The 16,956-nt window shown below is 62.6% G+C and carries 13 protein-coding genes; 3 read left to right on the plus strand and 10 right to left on the minus strand.

Translation table 11 applies throughout. From position 1 onward, the window contains the following. Positions 1–71 precede the first annotated feature (71 nt). Entirely contained in the window at positions 72–1,016 is a 945-nt protein-coding gene (locus tag GGU46_RS08100; protein ID WP_183403037.1) for an alpha/beta fold hydrolase, read from the minus strand. A 240-nt stretch (positions 1,017–1,256) separates the two neighbouring features. Beyond that, the gene (locus tag GGU46_RS08105; protein ID WP_183403038.1) at positions 1,257–1,589 is read right to left on the minus strand and encodes a hypothetical protein; all 333 of its coding nucleotides are present in this window, start codon (positions 1,587–1,589) and stop codon (positions 1,257–1,259) included. Between the two features lie 187 nt (positions 1,590–1,776). On the opposite strand from GGU46_RS08105, the gene GGU46_RS08110 reads away from it, so the two are divergent. Next, positions 1,777–2,211 (plus strand): energy transducer TonB, encoded by a 435-nt coding sequence (locus GGU46_RS08110; protein WP_183403039.1) that lies wholly within the window; start codon positions 1,777–1,779, stop codon positions 2,209–2,211. 65 nt (positions 2,212–2,276) lie between these two features. On the opposite strand, the gene GGU46_RS08115 is transcribed toward GGU46_RS08110, so the two are convergent. Beyond that, the gene (locus GGU46_RS08115; RefSeq protein ID WP_183403040.1) at positions 2,277–2,825 is read right to left on the minus strand and encodes a hypothetical protein; all 549 of its coding nucleotides are present in this window, start codon (positions 2,823–2,825) and stop codon (positions 2,277–2,279) included. 36 nt (positions 2,826–2,861) lie between these two features. Beyond that, positions 2,862–3,407 carry a hypothetical protein gene (locus GGU46_RS08120; protein WP_183403041.1) on the minus strand — a complete coding sequence of 182 codons (546 nt, stop codon included), beginning with the start codon at positions 3,405–3,407 and terminating at the stop codon, positions 2,862–2,864. 575 nt (positions 3,408–3,982) lie between these two features. Between GGU46_RS08120 and GGU46_RS08125 the strand changes: the two genes are divergently transcribed. Further along, positions 3,983–5,638, plus strand: a complete 1,656-nt coding sequence (locus tag GGU46_RS08125; RefSeq protein ID WP_183403042.1) for a hypothetical protein — start codon at positions 3,983–3,985, stop codon at positions 5,636–5,638. 635 nt (positions 5,639–6,273) lie between these two features. Continuing rightward, on the plus strand, positions 6,274–9,441 hold the full coding sequence (locus tag GGU46_RS08130; RefSeq protein ID WP_183403043.1) for a T9SS type A sorting domain-containing protein: 3,168 nt from the start codon (positions 6,274–6,276) through the stop codon (positions 9,439–9,441). Between the two features lie 111 nt (positions 9,442–9,552). On the opposite strand, the gene GGU46_RS08135 is transcribed toward GGU46_RS08130, so the two are convergent. From GGU46_RS08135 to GGU46_RS08160, 6 genes are all read right to left on the minus strand, one after another. After that, a complete protein-coding gene (locus GGU46_RS08135) occupies positions 9,553–10,551 on the minus strand; it encodes a hypothetical protein (RefSeq protein ID WP_183403044.1) in 999 nt (332 codons plus the stop codon). Further along, complete coding sequence (locus GGU46_RS08140) at positions 10,548–11,897, minus strand: lipopolysaccharide biosynthesis protein (RefSeq protein WP_183403045.1); 1,350 nt, start codon at positions 11,895–11,897, stop codon at positions 10,548–10,550. The genes GGU46_RS08135 and GGU46_RS08140 overlap by 4 nt, the downstream gene beginning before the upstream one ends. Positions 11,898–11,967: 70 nt before the next feature. Further along, complete coding sequence (locus GGU46_RS08145; protein ID WP_183403046.1) at positions 11,968–13,212, minus strand: glycosyltransferase; 1,245 nt, start codon at positions 13,210–13,212, stop codon at positions 11,968–11,970. 41 nt (positions 13,213–13,253) lie between these two features. Next, positions 13,254–14,135: a beta-1,6-N-acetylglucosaminyltransferase gene (locus GGU46_RS08150; protein ID WP_183403047.1), complete on the minus strand. Its 882-nt coding sequence runs from the start codon at positions 14,133–14,135 to the stop codon at positions 13,254–13,256. Positions 14,136–14,199: 64 nt separating this feature from the next. After that, on the minus strand, positions 14,200–15,399 hold the full coding sequence (locus tag GGU46_RS08155; protein ID WP_183403048.1) for a glycosyltransferase family 2 protein: 1,200 nt from the start codon (positions 15,397–15,399) through the stop codon (positions 14,200–14,202). A 318-nt stretch (positions 15,400–15,717) separates the two neighbouring features. Next, a complete protein-coding gene (locus GGU46_RS08160; RefSeq protein ID WP_183403049.1) occupies positions 15,718–16,950 on the minus strand; it encodes a glycosyltransferase family 2 protein in 1,233 nt (410 codons plus the stop codon). Positions 16,951–16,956: the final 6 nt, after the last annotated feature.

The following is a 16,956-nucleotide window of genomic DNA, read 5'->3' on the forward strand; positions in this document are numbered from 1 at the left end:
ACTGGCAGGCGCGCGAGGTCCCGCGCCCATCTTCGGCGCAAGATAGAAGTCCGGATGCGCTTCGGAAGCGGCTACTTGCGGGCCACCGGGTTTTGCTTCAGAAAAGCATCGGTCTGGCTGAAAAACCACTGGGTGTCATCCCACATCAGAAAGTGCCGGCCCGCCTCCGACATTACCACTTGGTGCTGGGGCAGCTTGGCGTACTGCTGGTCAAAAATAGCCTTGGTGCTTTCCTTGGTGGAGCCGTACTGCTTGTAGGCGGCCCAGGCGCCCAGTACCAGCACGGGCTGCTGAATGCGGGCAACCTCCGGGCGCAAATCGGTCGTCATCAGATCATAGTAGGCCTGGGCCACGGTGGCGGGGTCCGAGGCCACCGACCAGCGCGTGGCCTGGCTGATGCGGGCCGTATCGGTCATCATGGTGGCCGACATCTGGCGGGCGGCGGCTACGGTCATTTTGCCGCTGCTCATTTGCTGGCGGATGCCCTCGGCCATGGGCTTGGCGGCCTCCGCCGTAAGGGTAGGGTTTTGCACCGCCGCCAGGAAGGGCAACGAATCGACGATAACCAGGGGGCCGGCTGCCTCGGGCTGGGTGCTGCTCAGCCACAGGGCCAGAAACCCGCCCAGGCTGTGCCCGATGATGGTTGGCTTCTGCAGCTTCTGGGTTTTGATGTAGGCCAGCAGCTGGTCGCGGACGTTGCGCAGCAGCTGGTTGGTGCTGGCCGGGGCGGGCGTGCCACCAAAGCCGGCCAGGGAAATAATGTGGCACTGGTACTGCTTCTGGTAATGGGCCACGGTTTCGTCCCACACCGCGCCGGGGCAGGTCAGGCCCGGAATCAGGAGCATGGGCTGGCCTTTGCCCACCACCCGCACCGTGAAGTTCGGGTGACTGGCGGGGTTGTCGGCGGCGGAGGGGGTAGGGAGCGTGGCGGCTTGCGCGGCATGGGGCGCAGCAAGTAGGGTAGCCGCGAGCAGGAAGGCTGAGCAAACGGGGCGGAGGATGGCGGTCAGGTTCATGGCAAAAGAGAGGGTAGCAGGTAGAGGTTCGGGTTCGTTGATGAGTCAAACCTAGCACCTCCCGCCCCCGGCCGAAACAACTTTTCCGCGAACGGTAAATCAGCCGCCCGAACTGCTGAAAACCCGGCCCGAATTGTCGTGGGTTCGGCCGAAAACCAGCCCCGTATTTCGCAAAAAAAAGGACGCCCCGCAGTAGGGCGTCCTTCCGAAATAGAAAGCAAACCAGCGAAAGGCGGGGCCTTAGATGATGTTACGTAGGTCCTGGCGCAGGTTTTCGATGCCGTGCCAGATTTCGTCCCAGGCGCTCCGGTCGTGGTTCTGGTCGGGGCCCGATTTGTCGGTGGTGGCGGGGGTAGGCGAGTTGGGGCCGAGGCGCTCCACCAGGCGGGCACGCTTGGCCTCCAGGGCGTCGGCGTGCTGGTGATAGGTGTTCTCCGAGTTGGCGGCGGTGGCGTGGGCGCGGTTGCGCAGGGTCTGAATTTTGGCGTCGAGCTCCGTGAGAGCCTGGCGCAGGTCGTCGGCGGTAAGGTGGGCGGGGGCCCGCATGTGTTCGGGGGAAGGAGTGGTAGCCATGGTAGCAGAGCAGTAAGGAGTGGAGCGGCGCCGGGTGGGCCCGTCTGCTATGTACTTGCCCCCGCCCAAAAAGGATACAGCGCCCCGGGCCAACAAATAAGCAACGGAATGATAACCGAGCGGTTACCCGCGGCCTGGTTGAGCCCGGTAGTTTTGCCCAGACCTCTGCCTCCGCTTTCCGCTCCCTATGCCGCACCTCCTACGCCTGTTCCTGCTGCTTGGGCTGCTGCCCGTTGCTACCCCCTCTTCTGCTCAAAAGCCCGGCCCCAACGTACAACCCGACGAGGCCCCGGCGCCAACTCCCGCCGTGTACCATGTTGCCGAGGTGATGCCGGCTTTTCCTGGTGGCGCGGCGGCTTTTCAGAAGTTTCTGCACAACGAGGTGCACTACCCCGACGAGGCCCTGCAGCGCCACGTTTCCGGCAAGGTGTACGTGCGCTTTCTGGTGACGGAAGAAGGCCGCATCCGCGACGCGGAAGTAGTGAAAGGACTGGGGGCTGGCCTCGATGAAGAAGCCCTGCGCCTGGTCCGCATCATGCCTTGGTGGAGCCCCGGCCAGAACGCGGGCCGGCCCGTGCGGGTTCTCTACACCATGCCCATCGTGTTTCGGGCGCTGGAGTAGCGAGCGGCCCCGCTGGGAGGCCAGTTTTGGCCGCCAGACCGTCCATTCACCTCTTCACCACCACCTCACCACTCCCGCGGAATGCCCAGCTCGCGGGCCAGGGGCGCGGCGGCCGAGGCGTAGAGCAACACCAGCAGCTCGTTCAGGGCGGGCGCAAACTCTACGTGGTAGTCTTCGTGAAGCTTTTGAATGGATTTAATGACTTCGGCGGTGCGGCGGGCCAGGTGCTGCAGCAGGGGCTGGGTGGGGCCGTGCAGGCGGCCGGTGGCCTCGGGCTGGTGGCGCAGCACGTTGGTGAGCAGGCGCAGGGTCAGCTCGATTTCGCCCTGGGTATCGCCCGTGATTTTGCAGTGGTAGGTGAGGCGCTGCTGCAGCTGCCGCACAATATGAAGTAGGTCGTTGGGGGTTTGGTGGAAGCCGCGCACGGGGTCATCTACCTGCTGCTGCAGGCGCTGGCGGCGCACTTCCAGGGCGTCGTCGCCTTCCAGCAGGCGGAAGGCCAGCTGCTCCGTCAGGACGGCATCCTGGGAAACCAGGCGGGTCAGGAGTTGGTCTTTTTCTTTTTGCGGCAGGCCCAGGAGGGCTTTGCGCAGATCGGGGGGTAGGGCAGGCATAGAAACTATAAACGTAGTTCTGCCCCGCCGGATTCCCTAAGCGCCTATGTTCTGAGCAGCCCCCCGCCGCCACTGCCGCACCACCCGCCACCCCGAGAGTAAGCTTATGAGTAGCAGGAGCAGCCAAGTGTTACGCCAGTCGGGGGAGAGAAAAGCCTCTGTGAGAAAACGGAAAAGTGCTTCTAAATTACCTATGAATGTTGTTGGTGAGACGTATGCATCACAACAGCCGCACCGCCATATTTCAATGTCCGCGTTTTGATTTTCTGCTTCAATTAGTGGCTTCTCGGTATAGGTGTAAAATGTAGTAGGCTCGTGAGTTATATCGAGCCAGTGCTTGCCAGCTTTCACTTCACTGAGCCGATCATACAGCTGAATGAAGCTGGTATAGTTAGAACCGGGCGCAAACTGCACCCGCATCCCCCTATCCAGGTTCGGCTCATGCTCAAATTGTCGCGTGACAATACGGATGTTTTGGACTGTGAAATAGTCGGGCAATGTCTGGCCAACAAAAGAGAAAGTATACCATGGTCTAAATTTCTCTAGTGCAGTAAGCGGCAAACATGGCGGAGAATTGCGCATTTGCTCGACAAAGGTGTTCTCCTCTTGGGAGCATATCCTCTTAGACCACATTGCAATTTCCAACACACTGAGCCGATGTCGTGAATGTATCCGCGGCAGCGCCACGCATCCCAGCAACAGCAGCCACGCCAGCGCCACTAAACCTGGCGGGAGTAGTAAGGGGCTTAGGCGGTGGCGGGGGGTAGGGGGTAATAGCATGACAGTAGATTCTCGTTAAAGTAAGTATAACGACTGAACACAACGTATGCTGGCCCTGACCCAGGTTGGCAGACTCAGCAGGGGTAGCAAATCCTTAACGTGCAGAAGTAGGGTATTTGTATTAATTCAATCAATACTATAAATTTTCTTTCCTACCTTAGCCTGGCAGGTTCACTTGCCACCTTGGGAATACTGTACTTGCTGCCGCTCCTCCTGGTCTGACCCCCACCCGTCTGGCTCCCAAAGCTCATTTCCTTGTCTGGATCAGGTTATCGGTGTGGTGCTGATAATCAACGAGGTGGTTTGTGGACTGCTCCGCAAGCAAACCCTGCCGCACCTTCGCCTTTCAAGTACCGGTCACCCTTGAAAGCTGTCCTATGAAACGCATGATACGCTTTGCCCGCGTGGGCAGCCAGCTGGTAGTGGGGGCGGCGCTGCTGGGGTTGGCCGCGCCCGTCAGTACCTGCACCGGGCCCCAGCATCCTGCTGCCCCGCGCACCCCGCACACGGCCGAAAGCTACGTGCGCCCCTACACCGCCGATTTTGGCTACGGCTGCAACATGGGCTACTACGGCAGCGGCTGGAACGATGAGCAGCTGGCCTCGGCCATCAGCCGGGCCGGAGGCCAGACCATCCGGGTAACCTTGCCCGAGCAGTTTCTGGCTAAGTGGGAGTGGCAGGCCCGGCGGGCAGCCTTCCGGCACCACACCACCAACCTGGGCCTGCGCGAGCTGGTATGCTTTGTGGGGGAGCCCTCGGCCGAGCACCGCGACAAAACCGTGTACCCCGGCTGCCGGGAGCCCTCCAAGCTGTTTGCCAACCTCTACGAGCCCATCTGGCTGCCCGACAGCACCGTAAATCCGTGCAACTACTACGCCGCCTACATCTACCGGCTTACCCAAACCTACGGCAAGCACATTCGCTTCTGGGAGGTAGTAAACGAGCCCGATTTCATTACCAACGTCAGCAACAAGGAGTGGCTGGACCGGGCGCCCAACCCGGCCGAAACCACCAACACGCTGGCCCCCATCTACCACTACATCCGGACCTTGCGCATTACCTGGGAGGTAGTAAAAAAATACTGCCCCGAGGACTACGTAACGCCCGGCGGCCTGGGCTACGCCGAGTACCTCGATGCCCTGCTGCGCTTCACCGATAACCCCCAGGGCGGCGCCGTAACGGCCCAGTACCCGGCCCGGGGCGGCGCTTACTTCGATGTGGTGGACTACCACGTCTATCCGTCGTACTACCTGCGCCGCCGCAACCTGCTGCACACCGGCTTCAACTACCAGCGCAACTCCGACAATGCCGCGGCCCAGCTACTGCGCCACAAAGCCCGGTTCGAAGCCGTGCTCCGCAAGCACGGCTTCAACGGCGAAACCTACCCCGAAAAGCACTTCATCATCACGGAAACCAACATCAGTCGGCGCACGGCCGAGTGGCGCTATAGCTCAGATGAGATGCAGCGCAACTTCGGCATCAAGGCCCTGGTGGCGGCCCAGAAGAACGGCATCCGGCAGGTGCATTTCTACAGCGTAGCCGAGGCCGCCGACGCGCCCCCGGAGCCGTCCGGGGTTTCCTCCGCCGATGAGTTCAAGCTCATGGGCATGTACGAAAACATGAACCGCGACCTTCCCGGCCGCGAAAAGCTGACTCAGTTGGGGCAAGGCTTCAAGACCACTGCCGGGCTGCTGGCCGGCTGGCGCTACGATGCCGCCCGCACTGCCGCCCTCCAGCTCCCCGATGAGGTGGAAGGGGCGGCTTTTCGCCGCGCCGACCAGTATCAGTACGTGCTGTGGGCCAAAACCCAGCTCGATCAGCAGGAAACCGCCACGGCCCGCTACAGCTTCCCGCCCGAGTGGCGCGTGGCGGCCATCGAGCGGCGAGCCTGGGACGCTGGCAGCTCGGAGGTAAGTACGCGCCTGCCCGGCCGCGAGGTGCTGCTGGACGGTGCCCCGGCCTTCTTTACCCTGCTGGAGCCTACCGGCCTGCAGCTGGCTGCCGCCCCCCGACCGGCGAGGCCCCGCAAGTAACAGGGCGGCGCCAACGCTTAAAAACAGAAATCTTAGATTGAATACCCTACGCAGACGAGTAGGAATGAGATATCATTGTTTTTGTATTATTTTGCTATTGTATTTATAAATATCAACAAAATTGCCTTGTATCAGTCATTTATGATGGTGTGGTTATTTGTGAATTGCATTTTTTACGAAATTTGAATGCCGGTCAGAGGAGCCGGGCGCAGGAAGGCGTGTACCGTTAGAAGCAGGAGGATACCGGGCCGCGTAACCGTTGGCCCACGCAAAGCAACTGGAGAAGTGCCCCGCCTCTGGCCCATACGGCCGGGGTAGCGGGGTAGCAAGTAAGAGTCAGGATACAGTTTGCGGGCCCATTCAGGCGGCAAACGCGGAGCTTCCCCCGGCGGGAGAGCAGGGGACCCTGCCCCAGTGAAATAGCAGCAGTATGGCGGCTGTTTGGCTTGGAGAGAGGCCCACAGGAGAAGAGAAGAACCACCGTTTGTGCCTGCCACAGCAGGTACTATCACCTTGTCTGCGCACCAGTACCCTCACCATCAGCTCCGTTTCAGGCGGGGCTGGCTCACCACAACAGGGTAGCAACCGGCCCCATGCCGCACGGCTACCCGCACCTTCACCAAACCTCTTTCGAAATGGCGAAATTTTCTGGATGGATGGCGCTGCTGGCCTTTGCCGTGTGTTTTTTCCTGACAACGTACGTGGCCCGGGCTCAAAGTGAAACGCGCGTAAGCATCACCGCCATCAGCCCCAGCCTGAACACCGGCCAGGACTACTCGCCCTGGCTCACCGACGACCTCAGCAGACTGGTCAGCAACCATTGGGAGCCCGCCAACTTTCAGTACATCGACGTGACCCTGTCCCTGGCCCAGCGCACCAACATCACCCGCGTGCGCCTCTACGATTTCGAGGGTTCCTTTGCCGATAATCCGGCCTCCATCTACGCCCTCAACGGCACCCAGCGCACCCTGTTGGGCACCTTCACCGGGGCGCTTTACCAGCAGTGGGTGGAGCTGAAAACCACGTTGCCAGTAGCTGCCGATGCCATCATCGTGCGCAAATACTGCAACAACATTCCCCAAAAAATTCAGGTGTACGGGTATGCGGGTGGTGCCACGGCTACCCCCGCGCCAAACCCCGCGCCCGGCCAGACGCAGGCGACTATCAGCTTCGGGGCGCTGCCGGCGAAAACCGTGGGCGACGCTCCGTTCGGCCTCAGCGCCACCAGCAACAACACAGCCACGCCCATCACGTTTGCCTCGTCCAATACGGCCGTGGCTACGGTTTCCAACGCCGGTGGGCAGTGGCAGGCCACCGTGGTGGGGGCCGGTACCACTACCATTACGGCCGCGCAGGCCGGCAACGCCGCTTACCTGGCCGCGGCCAGCGTCAGCCAGACCCTGACCGTACAGGCAGCGCCAGTTACTACCCCGGTGCCCACTACGCCCACTACCCTGGCCTCGGGTCCGCGGCCCATCAAGTTCAAGCAATCCTTGGGCGTTAATGCCTTTGAGTGGGATTTGGAAGACCCCAACAAGCCCTGGGAGGTAGAGGCCACCCGGTTGGCGGGCATGAAAAACTTCACCGGCATGCGCCACTACCTCGACTGGGAGCGGCTGGAGTCCTCGGAGGGTAGCTACACCTTTAACCCTACCCACAGCGGCGGCTGGAACTACGATGCCATGTACCAGCGCCTCAAGGCCGAGGGTATTGAGGTGCTGGCCTGCATCAAAACCCTGCCGGGCTGGCTGCTGAACACCTGGCCCGCCGACCAGCGCGACCATGAGAACGTGCCCGTGCGCGGTGGCGCCGACTTCAGCAAACCCGCTTCCTACCGCGAGCAGGCCCGCATGGCCTTTCAGTTTGCTGCCCGCTACGGCAACAACCCCGGCGTGCCCCGCAGCCTGGTAACCGTTAACGCTACCCCCCGCTGGCCCGGCGACGGCATCAATGAGGTGAAGATTGGCCTGAACCTGATCAAGTACATGGAGTGCGACAACGAGCGGGACAAGTGGTGGAAGGGAGCCAAAGCCTACCAGACGCCGGCTCAGTATGCCGCCAACCTCTCGGCTTTTTACGACGGGCACAAGAACACCCTGGGCCCCGGTATTGGGGTGAAAAACGCCGACCCCACCATGCAGGTGGTAATGGCCGGCCTGGCCAAGCCCGACCCCGAGTACGTGAAAGGCATGGTGGAGTGGTGCCGCCAGAACCGCGGCTACCGCCCCGATGGCAGCGTAAACCTGTGCTGGGACATCATCAACTACCACAACTACTCCAACGACGCCGGCACTTCCCAGGGCGGCAACTCCACCCGCGGCGCCGCCCCCGAGGTGTCCGATGCCGCGCCGGTAGCGCGCAGCTTCGTGCAGATGGCGCGCCAGTACTGCGGCAGCATGCCCGTCTGGATTACGGAAACCGGCTTCGATACCAACCAGGGCAGCCCCTTTAAGGCCATTGCCATTGGGGGGCGCTCGGTGCAGGAAACCCAGGCCGACTGGATTCTGCGCACGGCCCTGCTCTACCCACGCTACGGCGTGGAGCGCGTGTTCTTGTATCAGCTCTACGACGATAACCCCGGCAGCGCCACGCAGTTTGCCACCATGGGCCTGCTCAACGCCGACCGTACCCCCCGCCTGGCTACCCGCTACCTCACCCAGGCCAACCAGCTGCTGGGCGAGTACGCCTTTAAAGAAAGCCTGAGCACTAACCCCGTAGTGGACCGCTACGAGCTGAATGGGCAGCAGGCCTACGCCCTGGTAGTGCCCGATGAGAAGGGTCGCACGGTGCAGTACACCCTCAACCTGGGCACCGCCGCCTACGCCGACGTGTACCGCCCCACCAGCGGCAACGCCCTGGCCGTGCAGCGCGTGAACCTGAGCAACGGGCAGCTGAGCCTGCTACTGACCGAGACGCCGCTGTTTGTGGTGCCGGCCGCCGGCAGCACGGTTGGCAGCACGCCGCCGCCCGCCACTTCGCCCGCTACCTGCTCGGCCACCGGCACCATCCTGCGGGAGCAGTGGAACAACGTAGGCGGTGCAGCCGTGGCAGCTATTCCGGTGCTGGCGGCGCCCGCCAGCACCAGCCAACTGACCCAGTTTGAAAGCCCCCGCAACCTAACCGATAACTACGGTGCCCGCCTCCGCGGCTACCTCTGCCCGCCCCAAACCGGGGCTTACACCTTCTGGATTGCCGGCGACGATAACTGCGAACTGTGGCTGAGCCCCACCGATGACCCGACGCAGAAAGTGCGCATTGCTGCGGTAACCGGCCACACCAACGTCCGTGAGTGGAACAAGTATGCCAGCCAGAAATCGGCGGCGGTGACGCTTACGGCCGGGCGGCGCTACTACGTGGAGGCCTTGCACAAGGAGCAGGGCGGCGACGACCACCTGGCCGTGGCCTGGCAGCTGCCCGACGGTACTCTGGAGGGGCCCATTCCGGGCAGCCGGTTATCGCCGTACGCCGGCAGTGGCGCCGGTCTGGCCGCCACGGCCAATAGCGCCCTGCGGGGCACCGGCCCGGCCGCCGCTGCCCCGCAAACCGAAACCTTTACCGTCGCCCCGAACCCGTTTACCACCGCCAGCGAAATAACCTTTCGGCTCCAGACTGCCGGCCACGCCAGCATAGCCGTGTATGATATGCAAGGGCGACTGGTGCGCCAGCTGTTTGCCGGTGCTGTGGAAGCTGGCGCCACCCAGCGTCTTGCGCTGCCGGCGCACGGCCTCCCTACGGGCGTGTACCTGGTGCGGCTCACTACCCCTGCGGCCGTGCTGAACCAGCGGGTGGTGCTGGCAGAGTAGTAGGTAGAAGCCCGGCAACCGCTCCCTTCCGGGTCGGGCCAGCAGTCTGAGGTAGCTCAGGCTGCTGGCCCGACCCGTTTTTAGGGGTAGCAGGCCGGGGCGCGGCCAAGCTTAGGCGGTTTTGTAGAACGTCCGGCGGCCCATCGCCAGCAGGCGGCGCACAAAATAGCGGCTGAACGGCGCTTTGAACAGGGATTTGAGGGCGTACTTAATGCCGGCCCTGGGCTGACGGTTAGCGAAGGCGTAGAGCGAGCCTTCGCGCAGGCGGTCCACTTCTACCTGCCGCTGCCACTGGAGCGTCAGGTGTTGCACGCACTGCAGCCGCTCCGCCAGCAACGACTGCGTGAAGTTTTCGCGCAGCAGAATAGACAGCTGCTCATCCATCAGGCGCTTCTGGCGGCGCCCCCAATAGTGGCACACAACGGGCCGGGCGCTCAGCAGTTGGGTTTGGTGTTGCAGCACCAGGGAAAAGGCCAGCTGCTCGCTGACAAACCAAGCCGTGTGCTCGAAAAAAGTGTCCATTACCTGCCGGATGTCGGGGGGCAGCGAAGCCTGCTGGTGGCTTAGGGCCAGCACGCCCGAGTTCCAGGCTACCTGGCGGGAATAGAACCGGGCGGGCTGCCCGGCTACCTCAAACACGGCGCTTTCCAGCAGCTCCAGAAACCGCTCCGGGTACTGTTGCTGACCAAAGGCGGCAAATACCCGTACGGCGTCCTGCAACCGGTACTCGGGTTGGTGCATGAAGCTGGTGCCGGGGGCTAGTCGCGCCAGCAGGCCAGCTGGATCGGTGGTGAAAAATGTGTCTGTATCGGCATACAGCACATCATGCGCCGGAAATACGGCAAACACGTGCTCCAGAATAACGGCCTTTACCCGGTGCAGGTACTGCGCCGCGCCCCGCATATGCGTTAGCCGCCCCGGGGTCAGCAGCTCGTACTGCACCGGCAGCCCGGCCAGGTAGGGCCGGAAATAATCCGGGTTATCGGTATAAATGATTGTCTGTACTTCCGCCTTATCGCCACCATACCACGCCCAGAAGCTCAACACCGCAAAAACGGCCCGTTGATACTCGTTTCTCCGGCCGTAGGAGAGGACGACGAAGTTCTTCATAGCGTAGGATTCCGGTTGGTAATCAGCTTTACTTTCTGGAACAGCAGATCCAGGCGGCTGCGGAACTCGGCCAGGGCCAGCGGGAAGGTGTCCTGGTAGTGCAGGGGCAGGTATTTGTTGAGCACCCAGTAGCCGTAGCCCAGGCTGGCGACCAGCGTGAAGGCCGAGGCCACGGCCGCCCCGTAAATGCTGCCCGTGAACTTGATGCAAAGGATATCGGCCGTGGTATTGATGGCCAGGGCAATGAGCACTTTTATCAGGTTGAGCTGGGGCTTGTTGGTGATGTCGAGGGTAACGCCCAGAAACCGCTCAATAGGAAACAGCAGGGCGCACACAATCATGATGCGGTAGAGGTTGGCCGCCTCCGTGTGCACGTACTTCTGCCCCCCAATCAGCAGCACAATCACATCGGCGAAAATCAGCACCCCCACCGTTATCGGGATGAAGAGCAGGGTTAGGGAGCCGGCGTACTTCTTGAGGGTGTGGGCTACCTCGTCGTGACGCTTGCGGTTCACGGCCGCCGACATATCGGGCATGGCCGTGGCCAGGCCGCTGCGCAGCGGAATCTCAATGATTTCGAGCAGGCGCTGGGGCAGGTTGTACACGGCCAGGGCGGCCGGGCCCAGCATAAACTTAATGATGAAGGTATCGGAGCTGCGCAGCAGGGTAGCGCACAGAAACGTGCCGAAGCTGTACTTGCCGAAGTGGAATACCTCCCGCACGCAGGCTGCCGTTTTGTGGCGCAGCGCCCCCAGCCGGGCCCAGCCCATTACCAGGGCCACCACGCTGGTGAGCAGGGAGCTGGCCAGAAACGAGTATACAATGCCCGGCAGACTGATGTTGCCCAGCGCGTACAGCAGCACGGTCAGCAGAATAAAAGAGCCCTGGTTGAGCAGCCGGATGGCGAGGATGGCATCAAAGCGCTGCTCGGCCTGCAGCAGCCACACGGCCACGTTAAAGGGCAGCGTCACGACCAGGCTCAGGCCGAAGTAGCTGAGCAGCAGCAGTACGCCGGCATCGGTGGTGTATGGCGCCAGGGGCAGGCAGGCCAGGTTGAGCAGCACAAAGAAGCCCGTCACGAGCAGGCCGATAAACCAGGAGGAACCGGCCACGGTGGTTTGGCGGGCCAGGTCGGCGCCGGCGTAAAACTTAATCAGGGGCGTTTGCAGCAGCCCGGTCCGGAAGGTATCCAGCAGCAGAAAAGCAAACTGAAAGAACACCCAGTTCCCCATGTCGGCTTCGGGCAGAAACCGGTACAGAATGCTGTAGGTCAGGATGCTGAACACGGCCATGACCCCGTTGCCCGTCAGGGACAAAACATGTCGGTTTTTAAAGACTGCGAGCATCAGGCGGCAGGAAATTACGGTGGGAGTGGGGTAGGCGGCAGGAGCGGCGGGAAGGGGAGTGCGCGGTAGCTCAGGCAGGGGCCAGCGCGGCCGCCGGACCGGCAGCCAAGGCCGGCGAAACCGTGCGGATGGCCTGGTAAATCTGCCCCACGCTGTTGGCCCAGGTGTGGGTGGCGGCAAAGGCAGCGCGCTCCTGCTGCCGCTCGGCGGAGTCTTCGCGCAGGGCCTGCTCAATCAGGGGCACGTAGTCGGTTGCGGCGTCGGCCAGGTAGGTGTGCCCGGCAAAGATGTCCATGGCCTGGGTGCGGGTGGCTACCACGGGCCGGCCCAGGGCCAGGTACTCGTCAATCTTGCGGGGGTAGTTGCCAATGGTCATGTCGTTGACCAGCTGGGGGTTGAGGCACACGGCAAACTCCCGGATGTAGGCCGGCAGCTCCTCCGGCGCCTTCGGGCCCAGGAAGTGCACGTTGGGCAGCTGGTGCAGGGCGCTGGCCCGGAATTCGTCGTCCTCGGGGCCCACCAGCACCAGGCTCCAGTGGGGGCGCTGCTCGGCCAGGGCCTGGAGCAGTTGCAAATCGAGGCGTAAACTTACCAAAGCCCCCACGTAGCCAATCAGGGGGCCCGGGAGGCCAGCCAAATCAGCAGGAGTAGCGGCTTTGGTAGCGGTGGTGGGGGTAGGGGCCACGTCGCAGCCCTGGCCCACGTAGTAGGAGCGGGGGTTATAGCGCTGGCAGTACGAGGCCAGGTAGCTGGAGTTAGCCACGCACACATCGGTTTTGGCAATGAGCTGGGGCTCCAGGCGGCGGCCGTGCTTGCGCCAGTAGTCCACGGCCAGCATATAGTCGCGGGAGTAGTACACGCTCACGGCGGGCCGGAGCAGCTCTTTCAGGTAGAAGCTCCGGAAGATGTCGTTGTCGTTAAACAGGATGAAGTCCTCGAAGCCCAGGGCCTGGCTGCCGCTCCGGATAGAAGCCGCGAAGCGCCGGTTGTTCAGCTTGTTGAGCACGGTGTACACCGGCGAGGGCGGCAGCCAGTTGATAGATTCCACCATGCAGTTAGGGGTGAGCACCCACAGGTTTTCGCCCGCAACGGCCAGGGCCTGCTCCTCGCCCTTGGTAACCCGCAGCCGGCGCTGCACCCAGGCCTCGTGGCGGTGCTTGAGCACGGTGTTGCGGTCCAGGGGCGAGTTTACGTAGAGCACCCGGTTGTGGCGGGCAAACTCCAGGGCAATATTCTTGCAGTTGCTGCCAATTTCGGTGTCCCAGGGCTGCTGCCCTACCACTACAATATCACGGCCGTGTATGGGGTTTTGCATCAGAAGAGAAGTGGGGGTAGGCGAAAACAAAAGGGCAGGCATCAGGAAACGGGCTGCAGCGGGGCCGCCAGCAGCACCTCGTCCACGCGGTTGAGCACGGTGGCATCCACGGTGGGGTCAAACTTGCGGGCGAACAGCTTGTAGCTGGTGCGCAGGCTCTCGAAGTCGTCGGAGGTGAGCACCTTGGGGTTGGCCCCGCCCCGGCTCCAGTCGATGTAGCGGTAGTTGTCGTTCACGATAGTAGCGCGGAAGGGCGAGTTCATCAGAATGGTCGAAATCAGAAACTCATCGGAGCCCCAGGTAAACATCGTGAAGCGCCGCAGGGTAGGGTTATCATCCACGAAATCAACCAGGTACTGGGCGCAGGGGCGGCTGATGGTCCACCAGGAGCCATCCTTGCCGCCGTACAGGGTGTAGGGCAGCGGAAACTTGCGCTTGGGCAGCAGCCAGTTCAGGGTGGACTGCAAAAAGTACTGCCCCTTGAAGTGGAAATAAGTGGAGTGGTACTTCTCCACGCGGGTAATAGCGTGGGCCCACCACTCCGAGTCTTCCTCACTCGATTCAAACGAGAGAAACGAGCGGCCCAGGTTGCGGGCAAAGAAGCGGTAAATGGTTTCAGCCGGCTTGATGGGGTAGTCCTGTGCGCTCATCAGGTTGATGAAGTCGTAGGCAATGCCGGTGGCCAGAATTTCGCGGGTGCACTCCAGAATGGCCTTGGTAAAGCGGTAGGAGGCCCAGCGCACGAACAGGCGGGTGGTGGTGAGGCGCACGCCGGGCAGAGCCTCCAGGAACGCAAACTCCCGGCGGTCGGCCTTGGCATCCAGATGAATGTAAAAGTCGAAGCCCTCGTGGGCCATGGCCGTTACCAGCCGGGCTACTTGCTCCGGCCCCTTATGCGCCATAATCAGGTGGGCTATTCTCATCGCCGGGAAAGTTGGGTGAAGGGCTACCAAACAGGCGGGTGGGGGTAGGGACAGGGCGCGGCGCTCAGGCCTTCGGGATGCTCAGGTTGCCTTCCAGCGGCTGATTGCGGGCGGCTTTCTCCCAGGCGGCGGGCTGGGTGCCGCGCAGGTAGCGCCGGAAGCCGGCAAACACCGCCAGGTTCATGATGGTAAAGTAGAGCGGCACCAGCAGCAGCTTGGGGCTGCGGCCCCGGCTTTCAGCCAGCCAGCCCAGGTAGGCCAGCCCGTAGAACAGCACCTGACCGGCAAAAAACAGGGCGTAGAAACCCCCCTGCAGCCCCGCCAGCACGGCGCCCAGCACGAGCAGCAGGGCCAGCGCCACCGGCGTAACGCTCCAGCGCAGCACCCGGTGCGAGACGTACAGGAACGTCACCAGGGGCTGCCGCAATGGGTTCAGCAGGGAGCGTAGCCGCACCATCGACTGCCAGCCGCCGGCGCAGATGCGGATTTTGCGCTTCATTTCCTCGGCCAGAGAGGCCGAAGGCGCTTCGGCGGCGTAGGCGGCCGGCTCGTACACCACCCGGTAGCCCTTCTCCACAATGCGCAGAGACTGAATAAAGTCGTCGAGGATGGTATCCTTTTCCAGGGGCTGAAACAGGTTGGAGCGGAACGACACCAGCTCCCCGGCGGCCCCCATCAGGGAGTAAATCTGAGAGTCGCAGCGCTTCAGAAACGACTCGTACTTCCAGTACAGCCCCTCGCCGGCCCCGGAGGCCGAGGCGTGGGCCAGCACCTTTTTCTCGCCCGATACGGCCCCCACCAGCGGGTCCTGGTAGTGCTTTACCAGCTCGCGCACCGCTTCGGGGTTCAGAAAAGAGTTGCAGTCGGTGAAGATGACGTAGGGGGTGCGCACAAACTCCATGGCCCGGTTCTCGGCCAGCGACTTGCCCCCGCGGAAGGGAGAGTGCAGGTGCTCCACCTCAGGGTAGCGGGCCAGCACCTCCCCGGAGTTATCAGTGGAGCCATCGGTAATAAACAGGAGCCGCAGCTTCTGGCGGGGGTAGCTCAGCGCCAGGCAGTTGGCTACTTTGTCATCGAGAATATCGGCCTCGTTGTAGGCGGGCACCACCAGCGTAACCTCGGGCTCGAAGAAAGCCAGGGGGCGGGCCGGGCGCACCAGCCGGGCCAGGCAGGCCAGGGCCCAGGCCACCAGGCCGTAGCCCACGTAGGTGTAAAACGCCACGGCAAAGGCCGCCCAGAAAAGGTAGAGTAGGAAGTTGCTCATTCTTAAGGGAGTAACTGAGTAGCGGAGTAAGGAGAGGCTAGGCTGCCGCCTGCCCGGTCGGACGGGCACAGCCCGTCCGACCGGGCAGGCTTCGTGCTGACGCTTGTTGCGGTAAAGGGTTGGGCCGGTGAAGGGGGTAGGCAGCCGACTTGTGCAGATGGCGCGAACGGCAACCGGTCGGACGGGCTCCGCCCGTCGGACCGGGGCGGCCATATCAGGACTGCTGGCGGCCGGCCCGCAGACCCCGGATGAAGCCGAAGATCAGACAGGCCGCGGCGGGTAGGGCAATGATTTCGAAGGGCATAAGGCGCGGGTAGGTTAGTGCTCAATGGAGGCATCGAGGGCCTGCACCCGGTGCGGAGTAGCCAGGAAAGCCGTTTTGGAGCGGTTGATGCGCAGCAGGGCCAGCACCATGCACAGCAAGGCGTAGGGCAGGCGTACCACGGCCGCAAAGAGCTGCCGGTTGTAGAGGCGGCCCGGCAGGGAAATCAGCAGCGTGGCGGCCAGCACCGCCAGTAAGCCGCCCCAGAACAGGGGCGAGGGCCCCACGGGCAACACCAGGCTCAGGCCCGCCGACCCTACCAACAGCACCCCCAACACTCCAATCAGCAGCACGCGCGGGACCAGAAAGGCCTGCACTACCTTGTTGAAGAACTCGAAGTTGTCGTGGTCCAGGAGCTGCTCCACGCCTTCGGCGGCGTACTTCTTCAGGAACTCCAACTGCGAGGCCAGCCAGCGGCTGCGCTGCTGGGTAAATACCTGCGCATTCTCTACCTTCTCATCGTACACGAACACGCTGTTGAGGTAGCAGATTTTCTCCTGGTCGCGGGCAATGCGGAAATCCAGCTCCTTGTCTTCGCCCACCGTTTCGCCAATGCCCTGCAGCAGCTGGCGCAGGTAGCCAAACTCGAAGGCCATGCCCGAGCCGATGAGGGCCGCCGAGAGGCCCACGGCAAAGTGCCCCTTGCGGTAGATGTGGTTGTTGATTTCCTCGTTGCAGGCATCGAGCAGGGCAAAAGCCGAATCGGTGTTTTTGGCGGTGCGGTGGGCCTGCACTACCTGGTAGCCCGCCTCGAAGGCCTGGTTCACGGCTTCCAGGCAGCCCCGGCCCATGAGGTTGTCCACGTCCAGCACCATGGCTACCTGGTAGCGGTGCCGGGGCAGGTTTTCCAGGGCGTAAAGCAGGGCCTTGCCCTTGGTGCTGCGCTCAAAGTGCACTTCCAGCACCTGGGCGCCCAAGTTGCGCAGGGCCTCCACGGTGGTCGGCTGCAGGCCGTCGGCAATAACGCATACGGTATGAGGCCCGCTGTACGTGTGGCGCAGGGCGGCGCGGGTGGTTTCCAGAATCACGGAGTTTTCGCGGTAGGCCGGAATCAGTACACACACGGCGCGGGCAGGGCGGCCGGCCTGGTTCGACTGGGCCGGAGCCGCTACCCGGGGCTGCCGGAAATGGCCGGCCAGGGCGAAAAACAGCAGATACGCACAGTTCAGGGCCAGGTAAATACCCAGTGCCCACAGCAGGCCATCAAAAAAGAGAGTAATAAGGGACATAGCGCG

This window comes from Hymenobacter latericoloratus, assembly GCF_014199535.1.
Lineage (GTDB): Bacteria > Bacteroidota > Bacteroidia > Cytophagales > Hymenobacteraceae > Hymenobacter > Hymenobacter latericoloratus.